Below are 22367 nucleotides of genomic sequence, written 5' to 3'. Positions count from 1 at the left end.
GCGTCAAGACTTGCCAATATAAACCAACACCTTGACGTTAAGTTCTGCGTATTGAAAATTCTTTTCTTTATGCAATTCAATTAAAAAGCCGTTTCTTATTCGCACACCAAGCAAAGGAAGATAGGCGTCATAGATGCTGTCAAAAAAAACCAGGTATTCGTTCAACCTGCCGTTAAACTCGAACAACAAATACTGCCCTCTTATCAACGTCAGATTGCGTGTCTCGTAGTACCCTTTGCTGAGCGTTACTTCCCAACCGGATGATGCCAACTTTACCGTGTGCATTGACGTATCGGTGTTTTTCCCTGTGCGGCTGCTGTATTTCTGTCGTTCCTCTCCTCCAGAGCAGGAAGCACTCATCGAATGATAGAGAAAAAACTTATATCCCTTAAGCAGGTATATGTTCTTGGGCATTTCGACAAAATGATATGCTGACGAATTTTGTATTAAAAAGGGAGGAAGATGTTTGGAAAAGTCCCATTCCTGGCTCGTTCTAAAGTCCTTTGGGCTTTCACCGAAAAAGCGTTGAAAGGCGCGGCTAAAAGCCTGCTGGGAGCTAAAGCCGATAGCAGTAGCCACTTCCAATACTTTTAAATCAGACTGTTTGAGCATGACGGCAGACTTGCTCAGACGCCTATTTCTGATATACGTCGCTATTTTCATTCCCGTATAACGCTGAAACATTCTTTGCAAGTGCCATTTCGAATAACCAGACAAATCTGATAACTTTTCTATCGAGAGATCATGCTGTATATTCATCTCGATCAAATTAACTAGCTCGACCACGATACTATGCTGGTAACTCATAATGACATCCATGCCCTAACAAAACCCACCCTCAGACAACCTGCTCATTGGGCTTTTATCCATTAAAATGAAAAACAAAGCGCTGCCGCAATCATGCAATTAGGATTAGAATATGAAAAACGATGAACCTTTTATAGTTGATTGACAAAGAGATACTTCTTTTTGGGTAGACATCCTCCTTGTGACGTTATTGGTATAATTCTTATAAAGCTTTTCCCTGGTGAAGGCTTTTCCTGTCCCTTTCATCTTGACCAATATCCATCCTGACGTTGTGCAACTAAGCAGTCAAAAGAAAGCATGTCCTGGCATTCGTTGATAAATCGTTTGCCTCCCTCTCGGCGGTGCATTTTAATACCCTTACATTTAGAGTAGCCTATGTAGATAGCTTAGAAAATATCAAATACCAGATAATTACACAGTTCGCACTTTATGTTACGACAATAATTAAAAGACAAGAAAAATCATATAATTAGAATTTAAATTCCAAGCAATTAATGCCAATAAAACGTAGGAATCGCCCTTGAGAAGCGTTATTAAATACAATGAAACTGCTGATTTCCCCAATAAAAACAGAAGGAAAGATTTATAAAATAAGAAATAGACTAATTCACCATATCCTTCTGATATATTTATTCGTCAGACCAAGTATTTCAGAAAAATCCCATAAAAAGGCTTGCAGAGTCCTTTAATTTTCGCAGAGGATTAATTAGCTACGCTATAGCCCGATGCCGATGAGTCGACGCGCCTCAATACGGCAATTCATTTTAATGCCGCGGCCCGGCGGGTACGGTGAATAAAGACCCGTTATCCGACGAAGTGCGCGTGGTTGCAGAATACCGTGCTGCGGATAGGCGCAAAACCGAGATGGAAAACGCCGCGCCTCAGGAAATGAGCCGTAAGCAAAGCGCAGGCGGCTCCGCGCGGGCTGTCCTCTCCGTTCGCGCCTCTCTCAACCCAGCCCTCCTTTCGGATCGGAGGCCGTCTACGGTACAGGGCGCCAAACATCGGGCATAAAAAAACCCGCCGTTAAGCGGGTTTGGTTCTCATGTGCGGTTCACTGACGCCAGCCTACGCCGGACGAGGGATTACTCCCACTCAATCGTCGCCGGCGGCTTGCCGCTGATGTCGTACACCACGCGGGAGATGCCGTCTACTTCGTTGATGATGCGGTTGGAGACGCGGCCGAGGAAGTCATACGGCAGGTGCGCCCAGTGCGCGGTCATGAAGTCGATGGTTTCTACCGCACGCAGGGAGACCACCCAGTCGTATTTGCGGCCGTCGCCCATCACGCCGACCGAACGCACCGGCAGGAACACGGTGAACGCCTGGCTGACTTTGTTGTACAGGTCGGCTTTGTGCAGCTCTTCGATGAAGATGGCGTCGGCGCGGCGCAGCAGATCGCAGTACTCTTTCTTCACTTCGCCCAGCACGCGCACGCCCAGACCCGGGCCCGGGAACGGGTGACGGTACAGCATGTCGTACGGCAGGCCCAACTCCAGGCCAATTTTGCGCACTTCGTCTTTGAACAGCTCTTTCAGCGGCTCAACCAGGCCCAGCTTCATCTCTTTCGGCAGGCCGCCCACGTTGTGGTGCGACTTGATCACGTGCGCTTTGCCGGTGGCGGAAGCGGCGGATTCAATTACGTCCGGATAGATGGTGCCCTGCGCCAGCCATTTCACCTGCTCTTGCTTGCAGGCTTCTTCGTCGAACACTTCAACGAACACGCGGCCGATGATTTTACGCTTGGCTTCTGGTTCGTCCACGCCCGCCAGTGCGGTCAGGAAGCGGTTTTCCGCCTCGACGTGCACGATGTTCAGGCCGAAGTGGTCGCCGAACATTTCCATCACCTGCTTGGCTTCGTTCAGGCGCAGCAGGCCGTTGTCGACGAACACGCAGGTCAGACGCTTGCCGATGGCGCGGTGCAGCAGCATCGCGGTCACAGAGGAGTCTACGCCGCCGGACAGGCCGAGGATCACGTGGTCTTCCCCCACCTGCTCGCGGATGCGCTCAACCGCATCTTCGATAATGGTGGCCGGCGTCCACAGGGCTTCACACTGGCAGATGTCCAGTACGAAGCGCTCCAGCATGCGCTGGCCCTGACGGGTGTGGGTCACTTCCGGGTGGAACTGCACGCCGTAGAAGCGTTTTTCTTCGTTGGCCATAATGGCGAACGGGCAGGTGTCGGTGCTGGCGACGGTCACGAAGTCGGACGGGATCGCGGTCACTTTGTCGCCGTGGCTCATCCACACGTCCAGCAGCGGTTTGCCCGCCGGGCTGATGGCGTCTTCGATGTCGCGCAGCAGCGCGCTCTCGTTGACGATTTCCACCTGCGCATAGCCGAACTCGCGTTCGTTGGAGCCCTGCACATGGCCGCCCAGCTGCATCGCCATGGTCTGCATGCCGTAGCACACGCCCAGCACCGGCACGCCGGCGTTGAACACGTAGTCAGGGGCGCGCGGGCTGCCGGCTTCGGTGGTGCTTTCCGGGCCGCCGGACAGGATGATGCCGCTTGGGTTGAATTCGCGGATCTGCTCTTCGCTAACGTCCCAGGCCCACAGTTCGCAGTAAACGCCGATTTCGCGCACGCGGCGGGCGACCAGTTGGGTGTATTGCGAACCGAAGTCCAGTATGAGGATGCGATGCTTATGGATATTTTGTGTCATGTGAGGCGAATTCCAGCAACAAGAGAAAAAGAGCGAAAATGTATGTTTTCGGGATGGGGCTTGGCGCCCCACCCCGGCCTCTCACTCAGGAGAGGTTAAGGCATCAGCCCATGCGGTAGTTCGGCGATTCTTTGGTGATGGTCACGTCGTGCACGTGGCTTTCCTGAATGCCGGCGCCGCTGATGCGCACGAACTCCGCCTTGGTGCGCAGATCGTCGATGGTGGCGCAGCCGGTCAGGCCCATGCAGGAGCGCAGGCCGCCCATCTGCTGGTGCACGATGGCTTTCAGCATGCCTTTATAGGCCACGCGGCCTTCGATACCTTCCGGCACCAGTTTGTCCGCGGCGTTATCGGTCTGGAAGTAACGGTCGGAAGAGCCTTTGGACATCGCGCCCAGCGAGCCCATGCCGCGGTAAGATTTGAACGAACGGCCCTGATACAGCTCGATTTCGCCCGGAGATTCTTCGGTGCCCGCCAGCATGGAGCCAACCATCACGCAAGAGGCGCCCGCGGCGATCGCTTTGGCGATGTCGCCGGAGAAGCGGATGCCGCCGTCGGCGATAACCGGAATGCCGGTGCCTTCCAGTGCTTCCACCGCGTCAGCGATGGCGGTGATCTGCGGCACGCCCACGCCGGTCACGATGCGGGTGGTGCAGATGGAGCCAGGGCCGATACCCACTTTCACCGCGCTCACGCCGGCTTCAGCCAGCGCTTTGGCGCCCGCTGCGGTCGCGACGTTGCCGCCGACGATCTGCAGATCCGGGTATTTGGCGCGGGTTTCGCGGATGCGCTGCAACACGCCTTCGGAGTGGCCGTGCGAGGAGTCGATCAGCAGCACGTCAACGCCCGCCGCCACCAACGCGTCGACGCGCTCTTCGTTGCCGGCGCCGGCGCCGACCGCCGCGCCCACACGCAGACGGCCGTGCTCGTCTTTACAGGCGTTCGGCTTACGTTCCGCTTTCTGGAAGTCTTTAACGGTGATCATGCCCAGCAGATGGAAGCTGTCGTCCACCACCAGCGCTTTTTCTACGCGCTTTTCGTGCATCTTCTGCAGCACCACGTCGCGCGCTTCACCTTCTTTCACGGTGACCAGGCGATCTTTCGGCGTCATCACCGCAGTCACCGGCTGAGTCAGATCGGTCACGAAGCGCACGTCGCGGCCGGTGATGATGCCGACCAGTTCGTTGTCTTCGGTAACGACCGGGTAACCGGCGAAGCCGTTGCGCGCGGTCAGCTCTTTCACTTCCTGCAGCGTGGTGGCCGGAGTAACGGTCTGCGGGTCGGTGACTACGCCGCTTTCATGTTTTTTCACGCGGCTGACTTCTTCAGCCTGGCGCTCGATGGACATGTTTTTGTGGATGAAGCCCAGGCCGCCTTCCTGCGCCAGCGCGATGGCCAGGCCGGATTCGGTAACGGTATCCATGGCTGCGGACAGCATAGGGATGTTCAGGCGGATGGTTTTGGTCAGTTGAGTGCCGAGCTCTGCGGTGTTAGGCAGAACCGTGGAGTGGGCTGGAACCAGGAGGACGTCGTCAAACGTCAGAGCTTCTTTAGCGATACGTAGCATGGGCAATATCTCACCAGGGTGGGCTGTGAAAAAGATAAAATATTGCCGCGGCATTATACAGAGCGGAATCGGTTGCCTCCAGCACTTTCTTACAAAAAGTCTTGATTACCTTTTTCAGCCATGTAGTATCGACCAATTAAGTGATTGTTTTGAAATTTGATCTGGGTCACATGTCGCTACCTGTTTCGCCTTCCATTTTTACCGTAAGCCGTCTGAATCAGACGGTTCGCCAACTGCTGGAAAGGGAAATGGGGCAGATTTGGCTCTCCGCCGAGATCTCCAACCTCTCCCAGCCCGCCTCCGGCCACTGGTATTTCACGCTGAAAGACGACCGCGCCCAAGTGCGCTGCGCGATGTTCCGCAACAGCAACCGACGCGTCACCTTCCGGCCGCAAAACGGCCAGCAGGTCTTGGTGCGCGCCAGTATCACGCTGTATGAACCGCGCGGCGACTATCAGCTGATCGCCGAGAGCATGCAGCCCGCCGGCGACGGCCTGCTGCAGCAACAGTTCGAGCAGTTGAAACAGCGCCTGAGCGCCGAAGGGCTGTTCGATCAGCAGTTCAAGCAGCCGCTGCCCGCCCCGGCCAAACGCGTCGGGGTGATCACCTCCGCCAGCGGCGCGGCGCTGCACGATATTCTGCAGGTCTTGCAGCGGCGCGATCCGTCGCTGCCGATCGTCATCTACCCCACCTCGGTGCAGGGCGCGGAAGCGCCGATGCAGATCGTGCGCGCCATCGAGGCCGCCAACCGCCGCGATGAATGCGACGTGCTGATCGTCGGCCGCGGCGGCGGTTCGCTGGAAGATCTGTGGAGCTTCAACGACGAACGCGTGGCGCGAGCGATCTTCGCCAGCCGCATTCCGATCGTCAGCGCCGTCGGCCATGAAACCGACGTCACCATCGCCGACTTCGTTGCCGACCTGCGCGCGCCGACCCCATCCGCCGCCGCCGAACTGGTGAGCCGCAATCAGCTTGAGCTGTTGCGCCAGCTGCAGTCGCAGCAGCAGCGGCTGGAGATGGCGATGGATTACTACCTGGCGCAGCGCCAGCAGCAGTTCACCCGCATTCACCACCGTTTACAGCAGCAGCATCCGCATCTGCGCCTGGCGCGTCAGCAGACGCTGCTGTTCAAGCTGCAGCGCCGGATGGAAGACGGCATGCAGCAACAGCTGCGCCTGGCCGCCCGCCGCAGCGAGCGCGCCCAGCAGCGGCTGGCGCAGGTGCAGCCGCAGGGCCGCATTCACCGCTACCAACAGCGCGTGCAGCAGCAGGAATACCGTCTGCAGCAAGCGATGGAGCGGCAGCTCAACGCCTACCGCCAGCGCTTCGGCGTGGCCTGCAGCCAGCTGGAGACCGTCAGCCCGCTGGCGACGCTGGCACGCGGCTACAGCGTGACGCAAACTCCGCGCGGCGAGCTGCTGAAAACCACCAAGCAGGCGCAGGTCGGCGAACTGCTGAAAACCCGCCTGCAGGATGGCTGGGTGGAAAGCGAGGTGAAAACCATCACCGTCGCTAAAAAGCCGCGCAAGAAGCGCGCGGCCGAGTAAGCCCTACTCCAGCGTAAAACGCTCGCCCGGTTCGCCGTTCACCCACAGTGCGCGCGTTTCGCCTTCCGGCAGGCTGAGCGTCAGCGTGCGCCAGGCCGGGCGGAAACGCCCTTCCGTCGTGATATCCAGCATGATGCGCTGATGGTCGCAGCGCATTTCCCAGCGCAGCCACAGCGCATCGCCCTGCCGCCAACCGTCGCTTTCGCCGTCGTCCTCAAACAGCAGCCCACTGCTTGCACCACCGCCCTTGAGCGGAAACAGCCGCAGCTCGCGCCGATCGTCGGCGGCCACGTCCACATGCGCCAGCCGCTGCGACAGCGGCAGCGCCGCCCCGGCGCGCACCAGCAGCGGCAGACGCTCCAACGGCGCCGCCAGCGTCACCGTCTGCCCGCCGCCGAACCACTGGCCGCTGTAGAAGCAGTACCAGCCTTCGCCGTTATCCGGCAGATACACCGATCGGCGACGCTGCCCCGGCTCCACCACGCTGGCCACCAGCAGATCGCGGCCGATCAGAAAATCGTCGTTTTCGCCAAAGGTGCGCGCATCCTGTTCGTGATCGAGAAAAGTCGGGCGCAGCATTGGCTCGTCGTCGGCGCAGGCCTGCCACAGCAGAGTGTAGAAATACGGCAGCAGCCGGTAACGCAGGTTGATCGCCTCGCGCACCGCCGGGGTAGCGGCCGGGTACATCCAGGGCTCATTGACCGTGGCGTCGTCGTTCCAGGAGTGAATGGTGAAACGCGGGTGCATCACGCCGTTTTGTACCCAGCGCACCAGCAGCTCCGCGTCCGGTTTGTCGCCGGAGAAGCCGCCGACGTCGTGGCCGAGGTTATACAAGCCGGACAGGCTCATGCCCAGCCCCATGCGGATGTTGTAGCGCAGCGTCTGCCAACTGGTGCGGTTGTCGCCGCTCCAGGTCTGCACATAGCGCTGCATGCCGGCGCAGCCGGAGCGCGAGATCAGGTACGGGCGTTTCTGCGGCGCGAAGCGCTGCTGGGCCTCCATCGAGGCGCGCATCATCAGCAGCGGCATCACCGGGCGGATATGCTTGATGGCGATCGGCCGCCCGAAGCCGTGACAGCGCGCTTCGCCATCCCACACTTCGTACTCGTTGTTGTCGTTCCAGGTGGAATCGATGCCCATCTCCAGCAGCTGTTGCGTGACGCCCTGCTGCCACCAGCGTACCGTCGCCGGGTTGGTGAAGTCGAGGTGCGACCCTTCATCGTCCCAGAAGCTGGAGCGTTCCGGCGCGTCGCTTTGCGAATCGCGGATAAACAGCCCCTGCGCCGCCACCTCTTGATACTGCGGATGATCCTGCAGCAGGCACGGCTTGATGTTGGCCGCCAACCTGAGGCCGGCGTCGTGAAACGCCTGGCTGAGCAGCTTGGGCTGCGGCACCTTGTCGTAGTTCCAGTTGAACACGTAGCGTTTGTGGTTGATCGAGGTGTAGCCCGACGACAGCTGGAAGGAGTCGCAGGGAATGGCGTGCTGGCGGCACAGCGCAATGAACTGCTGCAGCTGCTGCTGGGCGTCCGGCGCGTCGGTGTAGTGCATGGTCGAGCCGCTGTAGCCCAGGCTCCACTTCGGCCCGAAGTGGGTGCGGCCGGTCAGGCGCACGAAGGCCTTGGTGACGTCCAAAACCTTCGGCCCGAGGAACAGGTAGTAATCCAGATCGCCCGCTTCGGCCTGATAGCGGCGATAGGCCGCGTGGTAATTGTCGATCTCGTTGCCCAGATCCAGCCAGCAGCTGCTCAGGTTGTCGTAGAACAGGCCGAAGCTCGCCTCCGGCCCACGGGTAATGGTGAACGGAATGTGCTTGTACAGCGGATCGGTGCTGGCGGCGTTGTAGCCCATGGCGTCCAGATTGCGCATCTCGAAGCGGCGGCCGGTGCGTTCCAGATCGCCGGCTTTCTCCCCCAGGCCGTAATAGCGCTCATCGGCAAAACGCCGCTGGTAGTGCGCCACGCCGTCGCCGTGCGCATTGAGCAGGTAGGCGCTGGTCGGCCGATCCGCCGCCAGCGGCCGCCACTCGCCGGCGGCATTGCAATGCTCCCATTCCAACCACAGCGGCTGATGCACCGTCACGCGCAGCAGCGGCGTGCTGACCACCAGCCGATCGCCCGCCTGGCGCAGCTGATAGCCCGGCAGGCTGAAACCGGCGACGCTGAGCCGATCGCGCCCCTCCCAGGGCACATCGTTCTGCGGCGCGATGCTCCAGGTGCGATCCAGCGCCAGCTCGCCCTCACGTTTGATCAACACGCGGAACAGGCCGTCTTCCAGCACGTACAGGCAGAAACGGTGGCGTTCATCGACCAGCAGCTCGACATGATCGGCATGCTGCGCCGCCAATGTCCAATTTTTCAAGGTTTTCATAAAGATTCCATTTAGCTGTGTGAAGGGGTTTTCTTACCGCCGCGCTCGGCGATCAGGGCGATCAGGAACACAGCGCCGATCAGATCGAAGAAGCCCATGGCAATAAACAGCGGGTTGAAGCCGATGGTGTCGGATACCGCGCCGATCAGCAGCGTGAACAGGAAGCTGGCGATCCAGGCGCTGGAGCCGCGCATGCCGTTGACCGTCGCCATCTGGTTTTTATCGAACGACTCCACCACCAGCGCGCTGAGCATGCAGGAGATCACCTGATGGCCGAAACCGCCGATCGAGATCAGCGCGATCGCCACATAGGGATCTTGGGTGATCGCCACGAACGCCAACGACACCATCAGGAAGGCGCCGGTCACCGAGCTGGCGACCACCGAGTTGACGCGGCTGCAGCCGAACCATTTGCGGTACAGAGTGGTGAGATAGCCGCTGGCGACGCTGCCGATATCCGCTGCCAGGAACGGCAGCCAGGCGAACATCGCGATCTGCTTCAGATCCATGCCGCGTTCGGTGGCCAGGTACAGCGGCACCCAGAAACTGAAGACCGCCCAGGCCGGCTCGGCGAGAAAGGCCGGGATGGCGATGCCGTAAAACTTCTTGTTCTTGCACAGGCTGGCCAGCGAAGTGAAAAACGGCAGCTTCGGCAACACCGGCTCGTTGTCTTCGCGGATCAGATCCAGCTCTTGCTGGCTGAGGTTCGGGTGCTGCTGCGGGGAGTGGTAGAACAGCCACCACAGCACGACCCAGATCAGCGCCAGCCCGCCGGAGAACAGGAAAGCCCCCTGCCAGCCGAAGGAGACGTGAGCGATAACGATGATCGGCGGCGCCAACATGGCGCCGATGGAGAAACCGACGCCCGCCCAGCCGGCGGCGATCGGCCGCTCCTTTTTCGGGAACCAGTCGGAGATCGCCTTGGCATTGGCCGGGGTGGCCGCCGCCTCCGCGCCCCCCATGAAGAAGCGCAGAATGGCCAGTTGCAGCCAGCTGCCGGCGCCGGCGTGCAGCATGCATACCACAGCCCAAATGCCGGCGCAGATCAGAAAGCCCATCTTCAGGCCGATGACGTCGATCAGCCAGCCGCAGATCGGCTGGAACACCGTGTAGGCCAGCTGGAACGACGCCACCACCCAGGCATATTGCTCGGTGCTCATGTTCAGGCTGGTTTTCAGTTCCGGCGCCAGAATGCCCAGCGAGTTGCGGGTAATGTAGTTGACCGTGACGCCCAGCAAGAACAGCGCCAGCATCCACCAGCGCAGCGATTTGAACTTGCGCCGGCCGCTCTGCGCGACCGCCTGATTGATCTCCACACTCATCAGTTCTCTCCCCGCGGCCGCCTGTGACAGCGACGCGCGCATTGGTAAGGTACGTTGCGCTATCAAAAGGGGACGGTGAACACAGGCCAACGCTCGCATAACAGACCGGCAGTCCATCACAACCCCATGATTTATTTTTTGTTTTCTTTTTCGCACACCGTTAAAATTGGACTGACAGGTCGTTAAAATTGGTGTACCAATGCAGACTACTCAGCGATAGCGCACAGCGAAACGGGGTTTTTTGCAAAGATTTTCACGAGAGAGTGAAAAAATAGCCATAATGACCGATAAATCCGGTCAAGACGCTGAAAATCCGCAGTGAAAATATTCTCATTGATGAATTTGAAGGAGATCACAAAATGAACGGAAAGCTGAAAATCCAGGAGATCGCCCGCCAAACCGGGCTGTCGATCAGCACCGTTTCCCGCGTGCTGGCCGGCAAGGCCAACACCAGCGCCGAGGCGCGCCGCAAGGTGCTGGACTGTGCGCAGCAAAACGGCATTCTGCAGGGCATTTCCAGCGGCCGGCTGATGCTGAACAACGTGATGGTGTTCGCGCCGCAGCGCGCGTTCGACGTGCGCACCGACATCTTCTACTACAAGGTCATTCAGGGCATTGCCGCCGCGCTGATGGAGCACGAGGTGCGCATCCGCTACTGCGGGCTGGAAGAGCAGCGCAGCGACGGCGCGCTGTTTCTGGAAAAGATGAGCGATCCGCACACCGAAGCGGCGCTGATCATCGGCATCGACGACGAGCATATCCACACCCTGGCGGCCGATCTGCACAAACCTTGCGTGCTGATCAACTGCAGCGATCGGCAGATGCGGCTGGACAGCGTCTCGCCGGATCATCAGTTGATCGGTGATTACTCCGCCAGCTACCTGTTCCAGCAGGGGCACAGCCATATTCTCAACCTGCAGTGTCTGCGCCGCCACACCATGGAGCTGCGTCTGGCGGGCATCCGGCAAGCCTACGCCCGGCATCATCTGCCGTTCGACGACGGCCGCCATCTGGTCACCACCTCCGGCTTCGGCAGCGAAGAGGCCGAGCAGGCGCTGACCACCTATCTCGATGGCATCCACGGCCACGCCCCGCTGCCGACGGCGATCCTGGCCGGCGGCGACTACATGGCGGTCGGGGCGGTCAAAGCGCTCAACAAGCGGGGGCTGAACGTGCCGGGCGACGTGTCGGTGATGAGCACCGACGGCTTCAACCTGGCGGAAATCCATGATGTGCCGCTGACCTCGGTGCAGGTGCCGCGCGACGAACTGGGTTACGAGGCGATCCAACTGCTGCAGCGGCGCATGCTGCGCGCCGACGCACCGCCGTGCAATCTGCTGCTGCACGGCCGGCTGGCGGTACGCGCCTCGGTGCGGCGCATCAGCCCGCACAAGACTGCGCCGGCGGTGAGCACGCATGACCACAGGCTTTATGACGAGTAGGCTACACTTAGGCACAGTGCATTCATTCGATGAGGTAAAATTTTTTGCCTAAGGAGAGCCACTATGCCAGCCCAGCGCATGCGTTCCGTCATTCCTCCCTACATGCTGCGCCGCATCATTGAACACGGCAACGCCCCGCAGCGCGACTGCGCGCTGCACACCCTGAACCACGTGCAAAGCCTGCTCGGCAACAAGCCGCTGCGTTCACCGACCGAGAAAAACGCCCGAGCCGGCGAAGCGCTCCGCGATATCTACGACGCCCAGAACGGCACCCAACTGCCCGGCAAACAGGTGCGTAAAGAGGGCCAGCCCAGCAACCACGACGTGGCGGTGGACGAAGCCTACGACTACCTCGGCGTCACCTACGATTTCTTCTGGCAGGCCTACCGCCGCAACTCACTGGATAACCAGGGGCTGCCGCTGGTCGGCAGCGTGCACTACGGCAAGGAGTACCAGAACGCTTTCTGGAACGGCCAGCAGATGGTGTTCGGCGACGGCGACGGCGAGATTTTCAACCGTTTCACCATCGCCATCGACGTGGTCGGCCACGAGCTGGCGCACGGCGTGACCGAGAGCGAAGCCGGGCTGATCTACTACCAGCAGTCCGGGGCGCTCAACGAATCGCTGTCCGACGTGTTCGGTTCGCTGGTCAAGCAGTTCCACCTGCAGCAAACCGCCGATAAAGCCGACTGGCTGATCGGCGCCGGGCTGCTCGCCAAGGGCATCAAAGGCAAAGGGCTGCGCTCGATGTCAGCGCCCGGCACCGCCTACGATGACCCGCTGCTGGGCAAAGACCCGCAGCCCGCCAGCATGAAGGATTATATCCAGACCAAGGAAGACAACGGCGGCGTGCACCTCAACTCCGGCATCCCCAATCGCGCCTTCTATCTGGCGGCGACGGCGCTGGGCGGCTTCGCCTGGGAGAAAGCCGGCTACGTCTGGTATGACACGGTATGCGACAAAGCGCTGCCGCAAAATGCCGATTTCGCCACCTTCGCCCGCGCCACGGTGAAACATGCGCAAGCGCGTTTCGACCAGAGCGTGGCGGACAAGGTGCAGCAAGCCTGGCATCAGGTGGGGGTGGAATAATGAAACCGCTGCCGACGCTCAATCAGGATACGGTCATTGAGCTGGCGCGCGAGGGAGGCTTCGCCTACATTCCCAAACTGGCGGGCCAGCGCCGCATCGCGCTGGCCGATATCACGCCGGAGCAGCGGCAGCGCCTGAATCAGCTGCTGAACCAGACGCTGCCCTATGCGCAGGAAGAAGGCCAGCCCAACTCCCCCGGCTGCGGCGACCAACGCTACTACCGCATACAGATCAACTACACCAGCCCCACCCTGAGCACCGAGATCGTGCTGTTAATCCCGGAAAGTAGCGCGCCGCAGGCGCTGGTGGATCTGTGGAAAACCGGCCAGGTGGATGAGTGAGGGCTTACAGCGGCTGATAGCTGAAATTCACCCGCTTTTTGGAGATCAGCCCGTGCCCGTTCTGGCACAGGTAATCCACCGCCCCGCAGGCTTTCAATTCTTGCAGCGGCTGCCCGCACTCCGGGCAGCTCGCCAGCTGCCGATAATCACGCTGACAGGCGGCACAATGGTAGTGACCCGCTACCCAATTCATGGTCTGACGACAGTGCGGACAGTGCGCGTCCATAACGACTCCCAAGTTAAATCGCGCCCCATGAGCGCAAAAAATAGATCCCCAACGCGGTGGTGAAGAACGATCCGACGGTGGTGATGGCAATAATGTTGGCCGCCAGCGTGGCGTTGCCGCCCATGGCGCGCGTCATCACATAGCTGCCCGAAGCGGTCGGCGTGGCGGAAAACAGGAAGATAATCCCCAGCGCCGCGCCCTGAAACCCGCACAGCCAGCCGGCCAGCGTCATCAGGCACGGCACCAGAAACAGCTTGGCCGCCGACGACAGCGCCGCCACGTTGGACGAACGGAACATGGCGCGAAAATCCAGGCTGGCGCCGGTGCACAGCAGCGCCAACGGCAGCGACAGCGCGGAGATATAGCTGCCGGTCTGGCGGATCACGGTCGGGATGCCCAGCCCGGTTTGCGCATACAGCAACCCGCACACCAGGCCGATGATCAACGGATTGGTGACGATGCTGCGCAGCAGCGACAGGTGGCTGATTTTCTTGCCCTGCCCGCCCTGCAGGCTGCGCGTGAGGGTGATGACCGACAGTATATTGAACAGGATCACCGTCACCGTCAGGTACAGCGAGGCGAGCGCAATGCCTTCGCTGCCGTAGGCGGTCATGGCGTAGGCCAGGCCGACGATGGCGGTATTGGCGCGGAAGCCGCCCTGCACGAATACCCCACGCTCACGCGGTTCTTTCACCAACCACCTGGCCGCCAGCTCCAAAAGCAGGAAGGTCGCCAGCGTGCCGACCGCGCCGAACAGCACCAGCGGCAGGTTGCCGAGCAGCTGTGGATGGTTGGTGGCGATGCTGAAAAACAGCAGGCACGGCAGCGCCAGATTGAACACCAGGCGGGTCGCACCGTCGACGAAGCGGTCATCCATCAGGCGCCAATGGCGCAGCAGGATCCCCAGCAGCATCATCAGCAGATTCGGCACGGTGACGTTAAACGCAAAACTCCAGGTTTCCCAGGACATGGTGTTCCTTCAGGCAGGCGAGGTAATCTTCAGATAATAAAACGATTTCGGGCCAATAAAAAAGGGCGCGGCATCACTGCCGCGCCCCTCATGAGCGATTACTTGCTCTTTTTCAGGTGGCTCATCAGGCGCTTGCGCTTACGCATCTGGGTTGGCGTCAGCAGGTTGCGTTTGCCGGCGAACGGGTTGTCACCCTCTTTGAACTGGATGCGGATCGGCGTCCCCATCACGTTCAGCGAGCGGCGGAAGTAGTTCATCAGATAGCGTTTGTACGAATCGGACAGATCGCTGACCTGGTTGCCGTGGATCACCACGATCGGCGGGTTGTAACCGCCGGCATGGGCATATTTCAGCTTCACGCGGCGGCCGCGCACCAACGGCGGCTGGTGATCGTCAACCGCCATCTGCATGATTTTGGTCAGCATCGAGGTGTTTACGCGGCGGGTTGCGCACTCGTAGGCTTCCTGTACCGATTCGAACAGGTTGCCGACGCCGCTGCCGTGCAGGGCGGAAATAAAGTGCACGCGCGCGAAGTCGACGAAGCCCAGGCGCAGATCGAGCATCTCTTTCACGTGCTCGCGATCTTCTTCACTCATGCCGTCCCACTTGTTGACCGCAATCACCAGTGAGCGCCCACTATTGAGGATAAAGCCGAGCAGCGAGAGGTCCTGATCGGAAATGCCTTCACGCGCGTCGATCACCAGCAGCACCACGTTGGCGTCTTCAATCGCCTGCAGGGTCTTGATCACCGAGAATTTCTCGACGGTTTCGGTCACCTTGCCGCGTTTGCGCACCCCGGCGGTGTCGATCAGCACGTATTCGCGTTCGTCGCGCACCATCGGAATGTAGATGCTGTCGCGGGTGGTGCCCGGCATGTCATACACCACCACGCGCTCCTCGCCGAGGATACGGTTAGTGAGCGTAGACTTACCTACGTTCGGGCGGCCGACGATCGCCAGTTTGATCGGCAGATCCTGCGGATTGAACGCTTCTTCCGGCTCTTCGTCTTCTTCGCCTTCCAGCGTTTCGCCGTTTTGCTCGGCCCAGTAAGCGGCGTTGGCCTCTTCCTCGGTCAGCTCGACGTCTTCCGGTTTTTCCGGCACGAACGGCACCAGCACGTGTTCAATCAGTTGGGTCACGCCGCGGCCGTGAGAAGCGGCGATAGCGAACACTTCACCCAGACCGAGCGAGTAGAAATCGGCGGTGGCGGTGTCCGGATCCAGACCGTCGGTCTTGTTGGCCACCAGGAAGGTCGCCTTCTGGCGGCTGCGCAGGTGCTGGGCAATGCCCTGATCCGCCGGCATCAGGCCGGCGCGGGCGTCGACCATGAACAGCACGATGTCCGCTTCTTCGATCGCCAGCAGTGACTGGCCGGCCATGCGCGTTTCGACGCCGTCTTCGGTGCCGTCGATGCCGCCGGTATCGACGATGATAAATTCATTGCCTTCGATTTCAGCACGACCATACTTGCGGTCACGCGTCAGCCCCGGGAAGTCCGCCACCAGCGCATCACGCGTATGGGTTAAACGGTTGAACAAGGTGGATTTACCCACATTCGGGCGCCCGACCAGCGCGACGACAGGTATCATTGTTGAAGCCTCATTACTTAATAATCAATGCGTTACTGCACTGTGGATAGACACCAGCGGTGCAGCTTATAAAATACGAAACGGCCCCTGAACACTCAGGAGCCGTTTTCCCCTTCATCTTTCGCGCCACAGCGGCGTTGTCTGCGCACCCTCGCCTCGGTCACTCAGTTCACTGAGCTCCCGAGGACTCATGCGCTTGCCGCCTGGCTGCAACCCGAAAGCTTTCGGGTGCAAGAAGGGTCACGACGAGCGGCGTTAGCGGGTGAAAGCGTAAACTTTCCCACCGCGAGCCTGGATGATCAGCTTGTCGCTGGCCACCATCGGCGCAGACAGGAAGCCGGAGCTGTCCACTTCCTGCTGGGCGACAAAACGGCCATCGGTGGTGTTGATCCAGTGCAGATAACCTTCGGCGTCACCGGTCACCAGATAACCATTATACATCACCGGCGGCGTCAGGTTACGGTGCAGCAGATCGCTCTGCGTCCACACGGTCACGCCGCCTTCGGTGCTGAGCGCCACCACGCGATCGTTCTGGTCGATCAGGTAGATGCGGCCCGCGTCGACGATGAAATCATTCACCGAACCCAGCTCGCGTTTCCAGATAATCTGGCCGGAACGCAGATCCAGCGCCGTCAGGTTGCCGTTGTAACCCAGCGCGTAGACCACGCCGTCAACGATCACCGGCGTGGTGTCCACGTCGTTCAGACGATCGATTTCGGTCGCGCCGCTCGGCTGAGAAATACGCTGTTGCCAGATAATCTGGCCCTGCTGCATCAGCACCGCACTGACGCGGCCGTTGTCACCGCCGACGATGGCGGCGCCAAAAGCGACGGCCGGCGCGGATTCACCGCGCAGCGACAGCGAAGGCATGTCCAGGTTAACCGTCCACTTCACCGCGCCGTCGGCTTCGTTCAGCGCCTGCAGCATGCCGTTGGAGGTATGCACCAACACCATGCCGTCGCTGACAACCGGACGGGAGATCGCTTCGCCGGCCACTTTGGTCTGCCAGGCGATGGCGCCGTCGGCGGTGTTCAATGCGTAAACCACCGCTTTTTCGCTGCCGACGTAAACCTTGTCGCCCGCGACCGTCAGGCCGCCCGACAGCAGCGCAGACAGGTTGCTGGAGAAGAAACCGGTCTTCTCGGAGAGATTGACCTTCCACTTCTCGTTGCCGCTGTCGGCGTCCATCGCTTTCACGATGCCGAAGCGATCGGCGGCATAAATGGTGCCGTCCTGATAGGCCGGACGCAGGTGGGAGTAATACTCACCGATACCGTCGCCCACCGAGGTGCTCCACGCCTTGCTCGGCGTAAACTGATTTTCAACTTTCGGCAACGGCGACATGGTAACCACGTCTTCTTCGCTGTTAAACAGCGAGCAACCACTCAGCAAGGCAGCGGAAACCAGTCCGACCAAGAGTGTTTTACGCAATTGCATGGGAATTCCCCTTAGCTGGACAAGTTATTCAATTTCATGCGCAGCAGAACCTGCAGCGCTTGAGAAGCGTTGGACTCAATGCCTTTGCTGTAAGCTTCGCGCGCGCCCTTGGCGTCGCCCTTGGCCAGCAATACATCGCCGCGCACATCCTGCATCATCGCCACCCAGCCTTCGCCTTTCACGCCATCCAGCGTTTTCAGCGCTTCATCCAGCTTTTTCTCCTGCAGCTGGACGCGCGCCAGACGCAGGTCGATCATCGCCAACAGGTTGTCGTCTTTGGTCTGGCCCTGCGCCAGCACCAATTGTTGTTCCGCCTTGGCGAAATCATTCTGTTCGACAAAGTGCTTGGCCAACTGCAGCGCGGCCAGTACGCCGTAGCTGTTGCCGTTGGCCTGGACAAATTTCTCTGCGGCAGCCACGTCATCCGGCTTGCCGGCCGCCAGACGATCGCTGGCTTCCTGATAGGATTGCGATGCCGCCATCATGTTGGAGTTTTCATGGCTCTGCCAATAACGCCAGCCAACCAGGGCACCAATTCCGAGCACCACGCCCACCGCCAGCGCTTTGCCGTTTTCGGCAAAGAACCGACGCAGTGCGTCGACTTGTTCGTTTTCAGTGGTATAGACTTCCACGGTGTCCTTCTCCTTAACCTAACATCAAAGCCAGACGCGCAGCGACTTCGCTTTGCGCCAGCGTTTCTTGTTCACCACTGCGCAGGTCTTTCACCACCACCTGCTGCGCCGCCACTTCGCTCTCACCCAGGATCAGCGCGATGCGCGCGCCCCATTTGTCCGCACGGGTGATCTGCTTCTTGAAGTTGCCGCCGCCGTAATTGGTCATCAGCTTCAGCTGCGGCGCCGCGTCGCGCACCTGTTCAGCCAGCCGCATCGCCGCACTCTGGGTGCCCGCGCCGGAAGAAATGACGTACACGTCGATAGCCGACGGCGCCTTGAATTCCGGGTTGACCGCCTGCACCAGCAGCACCAGACGCTCGAGGCCCATGGCGAAACCGACCGCCGGGGTGGCGCGGCCGCCCAGCTGCTCGACCAGGCCGTCGTAACGGCCGCCCGCGCAGACGGTGCCCTGCGCGCCCAGGCTGGTGGTCACCCACTCAAACACGGTGCGGTTGTAGTAATCCAGACCGCGCACCAGGCGCTCGTTAACGGTATATGGGATACCTGCCTGCGCCAAAAGTTCACACAGACCGGCGAAGTGAGCACGGGATTCTTCATCCAGGTACTCGGACAGGCGCGGCGCGTCGTTCAGCAGCGCCTGCACCTCAGGATTTTTGGAGTCCAGCACGCGCAGCGGGTTGCTGTACATGCGGCGTTTGCAGTCTTCGTCCAGCACCTCGACGTGCTGCTCCAGGAACGCCACCAGCGCGTCGCGGTAGTTGGCGCGCGCCTCCAGCGAACCGATGGAGTTCAGCTCCAGCGTGACGTGCTCGGCGATGCCCAGCGCTTTCCACCAGCGGGCGGTCAGCAGGATCAGCTCGGCGTCGATATCCGGGCCTTGCAGGCCGAACACTTCCGCGCCCAGCTGATGGAACTGACGGTAACGCCCCTTCTGCGGGCGCTCGTAGCGGAACATCGGGCCGATGTACCACAGACGCTGTTCCTGATTGTACAGCAGACCATGTTCGATGCCGGCGCGCACGCAGCCAGCCGTCCCTTCCGGACGCAGCGTCAGGCTTTCGCCGTTGCGGTCTTCGAAGGTATACATCTCTTTTTCCACGACGTCGGTCACTTCGCCGATCGCGCGTTTGAATAACGGGGTCTGCTCTACAATCGGCAACCGGATTTCGCTGTAACCGTAGCCGCCCAGCACCTGCTTGAGGGTGCCTTCAATACGCTGCCATAATGCCGTTTCTTCCGGCAGGTAGTCGTTCATGCCGCGAATGGCTTGAATGTTCTTTGCCACGTGAGTTCTCTGTCCGTTGTCTGTAAAAATGAACCCGATTATAGGGACTTTGCCGCCCGGTATTCAACGCGGATGCGGTTTTCTGCCCTTCAGGTTCATAAACAAGCGGGCCAACAGGCCCGCCGTGTAGCGATAACGCTTATTTTTCCAGCAGGTTGACCGTGATGCGTTTGCTTTCGTCCATCATCGCGGCCTTGGCGCGAATTTTCGCTTCCAGCTGGTCGATCATCTGTTCGTTGTCGAAACGCTCTTTCTGGCGCACGCCGTCTTCATAGAAGCCGCTCTTCTTGTGGCCGCCGGTTACGCCCATGGTGGACACCAGCGCTTCGCCCGGGCCGTTCACCACGCAGCCGATGATCGAAACGTCCATCGGCGTGATGATGTCTTCCAGGCGCTGCTCCAGCGCGTTCACCGTGCCGATCACGTCGAACTCCTGACGCGAGCAGGTCGGGCAGGCGATGAAGTTGATGCCGCGCGCGCGGATGCGCAGCGACTTCAGGATGTCGAAACCGACCTTCACCTCTTCGACCGGATCCGCCGCCAGCGAGATGCGCAGGGTATCGCCGATGCCTTCAGACAGCAGCATACCCAGGCCGATGGCCGATTTGACCGACCCGCTGCGCGCGCCGCCGGCTTCAGTGATGCCCAGGTGCAGCGGCTGATCGATGCGCGACGCCAGCAAGCGGTAGGATTGCACCGCCAGGAACACGTCCGACGCCTTGACGCTGACCTTAAACTGGTCGAAGTTGAGGCGATCGAGGATGTCCACGTGGCGCATGGCGGATTCCAGCAGCGCTTCCGGCGTAGGTTCGCCGTACTTTTCCTGCAGGTCTTTTTCCAGCGAGCCGCCGTTGACGCCGATGCGAATCGGGATGTTCTTGTCGCGGGCGCAGTCCACCACCGAGCGAATGCGCGATTCGTTGCCGATGTTGCCCGGGTTGATGCGCAGGCAGTCTACGCCATATTCGGCCACCTGCAGTGCGATGCGATAATCGAAGTGGATATCGGCGACCAGCGGCACGTTGACCTGCTGCTTGATCAGTTTGAACGCCTCGGCGGCGTCCATGGTTGGAACCGAAACGCGGACGATGTCGACGCCCACGCGCTCCAGCGCTTTGATCTGATTAACCGTTGCTTCAACATCGGTGGTACGGGTGTTGGTCATCGACTGCACGGCAATCGGCGCGCCATCACCAATAGGCACCTTGCCGACGTAAATGCGTGTAGATTTTCGACGGTTGATGGGCGCTTGGTTATGCATTACTTACTCTCCATTGCTGCTCTGACATCACGACCGGTGCCGCGCGATTACTGCGCGGCGACGGTCAGGCGAGCAACACGGTTTGACTTAACGAACCGGCTTAAATCAACCGGTTTACCCTGATACTGGATCTGAACTGCCGCCGGCGCACCGATGGTCAGTTTATACGGCGCAGTGCCGGTCAGGTTCAGCTTGCCGCCTTGCTTCTGGGTGCCGCTGAACAGCGTTTTACCGCTCGCGTCGGTCACCTGCAGCCAGCAGTCGGCGGAGAAATCCATCACCAGCGCGTTCGGATCGGCCGCCGGCGCAGCCACGCCCGCATCGGCGGTCGGCAACGGCGCTTGCGCCGCCGGCGCGGTTTCCGGCAGGGGGGTCTGGCTTGGCGACACCACGGCAGGCTGCTGTTGAGCCGCGCTCGGCGCCTGGGCGGTCGCCGCCGGCGCCTGAGCCGCTGCGCCGGTATCAGCCGGCGCGGCGCTGTTGTCGGTCAACGGCACGTTGGTGCCGGCGTCGGCATTGCCGTCGGTCAGCGGCACGGACTGCCCTTCGTTATTCTGTGAAAGCTGCGCCGAGGATTGATCGGCCATGGTGGCGATCTCTTCCTGCTGCGCCTTGTGGTTTTGCCACCACCAGGCGCCGGTCAGGCCGATCACCACGAACACGATAAGCCAGGTGAAGCTCATCAGCCAGCCGTCGCGTTTCTTGCGACGCTTGCCCAGCGAGAAACTTTGCATCGGCGCCACTTTCGCCATCTTCAACGGCGCCTGCTTGGCCAACATCGGCAGCAGTTCGTCTTCCGGCAGATGCACCAGCTTGGCGTAGGAACGGATGTAGCCGCGCACGAAGGTGGACGCGAGGTCAGCGGACACGCTGTCTTCCTCGATATCGCGCACGGTGGACATTTTGAGACACAGGCGTTCTGCAACGGTCTGTTGGCTCAGCCCGAGTTGCTCACGGGCCTGACGCAGGCGCTGGCCCGTCGTCATGGATACGGTTTTATCTTGGGAGGCTTCAGTATTCATTAGCTAAGAACTGCTGGTACTGTTTGGATTGTGGAAAACTTCGCGCTAGCTGCTTGCCATAGCGTTGAACGCTATCCTGGCGGCCGGCTAACGCGGCGAAACGAATCTGTAACCATAAGCTGCTGGCGCTGGCCGGCAGAACATGCTGATAAACATCCAATAAAAGTTGCGACTGGGCGCGCTTCCCTTCTCCAAATTGCTTTTCGGCCTCCGCCAGCAGCGGAGTGCCTTTGTCCGGATCGACTTTCAGCGCGCGGCTCAACAGCGTGCGCGCTTCGTCGTTTTGTCCGGCCTTGAGAAAACAGTAACCTGCGTTTTCCAGGCTGTCGGCGACCTGGCCATAATCGGGCGCCAGCGCCGCAGCGCTAAACTGCTGTTGCGCCGGTACATACTGCCCTAAACCGCAAAGAAACGCACCGTAATTATTCAGTACGGTGCCATTGCCCGGCGCAAGTTTGAGCGCTTGCCGATAACGCTGTTCGGCCTCGGCGTTTTCACCGCTGCGCTGCGCGTAGAGCGCCATGCCCAACTGCGTGCGGTAATCCTGCGGGGCCGCGTCCAGCGCCTTTTCCAGGTTCTGGCGCGCGGCGTCCATGTCGCCTTGCTGCAGGTACTCCAGCCCCAGCTGCAGGCGCGTCTGGCCCGCCTCAGAGACCTGTGCTTCCTTTTCCGGCGCTGAACCGGAACACCCGGCCAACAACCCGGCCGCCAGCCACATACCCCACAGTTTCAGCTTCATGCCCGCATTCATTTCCTTATCGGCCGTCAGCTAACGCCCGCCAGCGACACGCTTT

General features: G+C 60.2%; 18 protein-coding genes. 4 read left to right on the top strand and 14 right to left on the bottom strand.

Annotation, left to right across the window (positions count from 1 at the left end; translation table 11 throughout):
- Window positions 1-3: 3 nt before the first annotated feature.
- The 3 genes from L085_RS24165 to guaB form a co-directional block, all read right to left on the bottom strand.
- On the bottom strand, window positions 4-807 hold the full coding sequence (locus L085_RS24165) for a helix-turn-helix domain-containing protein (protein ID WP_158499085.1): 804 nt from the start codon (window positions 805-807) through the stop codon (window positions 4-6).
- Window positions 808-1892: 1085 nt separating this feature from the next.
- The gene (gene guaA / locus L085_RS10100; RefSeq protein ID WP_021504498.1) at window positions 1893-3470 is read right to left on the bottom strand and encodes a glutamine-hydrolyzing GMP synthase; all 1578 of its coding nucleotides are present in this window, start codon (window positions 3468-3470) and stop codon (window positions 1893-1895) included.
- A 103-nt stretch (window positions 3471-3573) separates the two neighbouring features.
- The gene (guaB, locus tag L085_RS10095) at window positions 3574-5037 is read right to left on the bottom strand and encodes an IMP dehydrogenase (RefSeq protein WP_004941460.1); all 1464 of its coding nucleotides are present in this window, start codon (window positions 5035-5037) and stop codon (window positions 3574-3576) included.
- A gap of 170 nt (window positions 5038-5207) precedes the next feature.
- On the opposite strand from guaB, the gene xseA reads away from it, so the two are divergent.
- Window positions 5208-6584, top strand: a complete 1377-nt coding sequence (gene xseA, locus L085_RS10090; RefSeq protein ID WP_004941456.1) for an exodeoxyribonuclease VII large subunit — start codon at window positions 5208-5210, stop codon at window positions 6582-6584.
- Window positions 6585-6587: 3 nt separating this feature from the next.
- Here xseA and L085_RS10085 read toward each other — a convergent pair whose 3' ends face one another.
- Window positions 6588-8954, bottom strand: a complete 2367-nt coding sequence (locus tag L085_RS10085; protein WP_044030672.1) for a glycoside hydrolase family 31 protein — start codon at window positions 8952-8954, stop codon at window positions 6588-6590.
- Window positions 8955-8965: 11 nt separating this feature from the next.
- On the bottom strand, window positions 8966-10276 hold the full coding sequence (locus L085_RS10080; RefSeq protein ID WP_015378771.1) for an MFS transporter: 1311 nt from the start codon (window positions 10274-10276) through the stop codon (window positions 8966-8968).
- A gap of 359 nt (window positions 10277-10635) precedes the next feature.
- Here L085_RS10080 and L085_RS10075 point away from each other — a divergent pair, with 359 nt between their 5' ends.
- The 3 genes from L085_RS10075 to L085_RS10065 all read left to right on the top strand — a co-directional run bounded on the left by L085_RS10075 (window position 10636) and on the right by L085_RS10065 (window position 13148).
- Window positions 10636-11718 (top strand): LacI family DNA-binding transcriptional regulator, encoded by a 1083-nt coding sequence (locus L085_RS10075; RefSeq protein ID WP_004941451.1) that lies wholly within the window; start codon window positions 10636-10638, stop codon window positions 11716-11718.
- Between the two features lie 63 nt (window positions 11719-11781).
- Window positions 11782-12807, top strand: coding sequence for a M4 family metallopeptidase (locus L085_RS10070; RefSeq protein WP_015378772.1), 1026 nt, complete (start codon window positions 11782-11784; stop codon window positions 12805-12807).
- On the top strand, window positions 12807-13148 hold the full coding sequence (locus L085_RS10065; protein ID WP_004941448.1) for a protealysin inhibitor emfourin: 342 nt from the start codon (window positions 12807-12809) through the stop codon (window positions 13146-13148). The genes L085_RS10070 and L085_RS10065 overlap by 1 nt, the downstream gene beginning before the upstream one ends.
- 4 nt (window positions 13149-13152) lie before the next feature.
- On the opposite strand, the gene L085_RS10060 is transcribed toward L085_RS10065, so the two are convergent.
- The 9 genes from L085_RS10060 to pilW form a co-directional block, all read right to left on the bottom strand.
- Window positions 13153-13374, bottom strand: a complete 222-nt coding sequence (locus L085_RS10060; protein ID WP_004941446.1) for a zinc ribbon domain-containing protein — start codon at window positions 13372-13374, stop codon at window positions 13153-13155.
- Between the two features lie 13 nt (window positions 13375-13387).
- A complete protein-coding gene (locus L085_RS10055; RefSeq protein WP_044030671.1) occupies window positions 13388-14344 on the bottom strand; it encodes an AEC family transporter in 957 nt (318 codons plus the stop codon).
- A gap of 98 nt (window positions 14345-14442) precedes the next feature.
- Window positions 14443-15933: a ribosome biogenesis GTPase Der gene (gene der / locus L085_RS10050; RefSeq protein WP_015378774.1), complete on the bottom strand. Its 1491-nt coding sequence runs from the start codon at window positions 15931-15933 to the stop codon at window positions 14443-14445.
- A gap of 255 nt (window positions 15934-16188) precedes the next feature.
- Window positions 16189-17370 carry an outer membrane protein assembly factor BamB gene (gene bamB / locus L085_RS10045; protein ID WP_044030670.1) on the bottom strand — a complete coding sequence of 394 codons (1182 nt, stop codon included), beginning with the start codon at window positions 17368-17370 and terminating at the stop codon, window positions 16189-16191.
- Window positions 17371-17381: 11 nt separating this feature from the next.
- Entirely contained in the window at window positions 17382-18002 is a 621-nt protein-coding gene (locus tag L085_RS10040; RefSeq protein ID WP_015378775.1) for a YfgM family protein, read from the bottom strand.
- Between the two features lie 13 nt (window positions 18003-18015).
- Window positions 18016-19290 (bottom strand): histidine--tRNA ligase, encoded by a 1275-nt coding sequence (hisS, locus tag L085_RS10035; protein WP_004941437.1) that lies wholly within the window; start codon window positions 19288-19290, stop codon window positions 18016-18018.
- Window positions 19291-19429: 139 nt separating this feature from the next.
- A complete protein-coding gene (ispG, locus tag L085_RS10030; protein WP_004941434.1) occupies window positions 19430-20551 on the bottom strand; it encodes a flavodoxin-dependent (E)-4-hydroxy-3-methylbut-2-enyl-diphosphate synthase in 1122 nt (373 codons plus the stop codon).
- A gap of 47 nt (window positions 20552-20598) precedes the next feature.
- Entirely contained in the window at window positions 20599-21573 is a 975-nt protein-coding gene (gene rodZ, locus L085_RS10025; protein WP_044030669.1) for a cytoskeleton protein RodZ, read from the bottom strand.
- On the bottom strand, window positions 21563-22312 hold the full coding sequence (gene pilW / locus L085_RS10020) for a type IV pilus biogenesis/stability protein PilW (protein WP_044031999.1): 750 nt from the start codon (window positions 22310-22312) through the stop codon (window positions 21563-21565). The genes rodZ and pilW overlap by 11 nt, the downstream gene beginning before the upstream one ends.
- Window positions 22313-22367 lie beyond the last annotated feature (55 nt).

This window comes from Serratia sp. FS14 (assembly GCF_000695995.1).
GTDB classification, from domain to species: domain Bacteria; phylum Pseudomonadota; class Gammaproteobacteria; order Enterobacterales; family Enterobacteriaceae; genus Serratia; species Serratia nematodiphila.
This window is presented reverse-complemented; position numbering and strand designations above follow the sequence as displayed.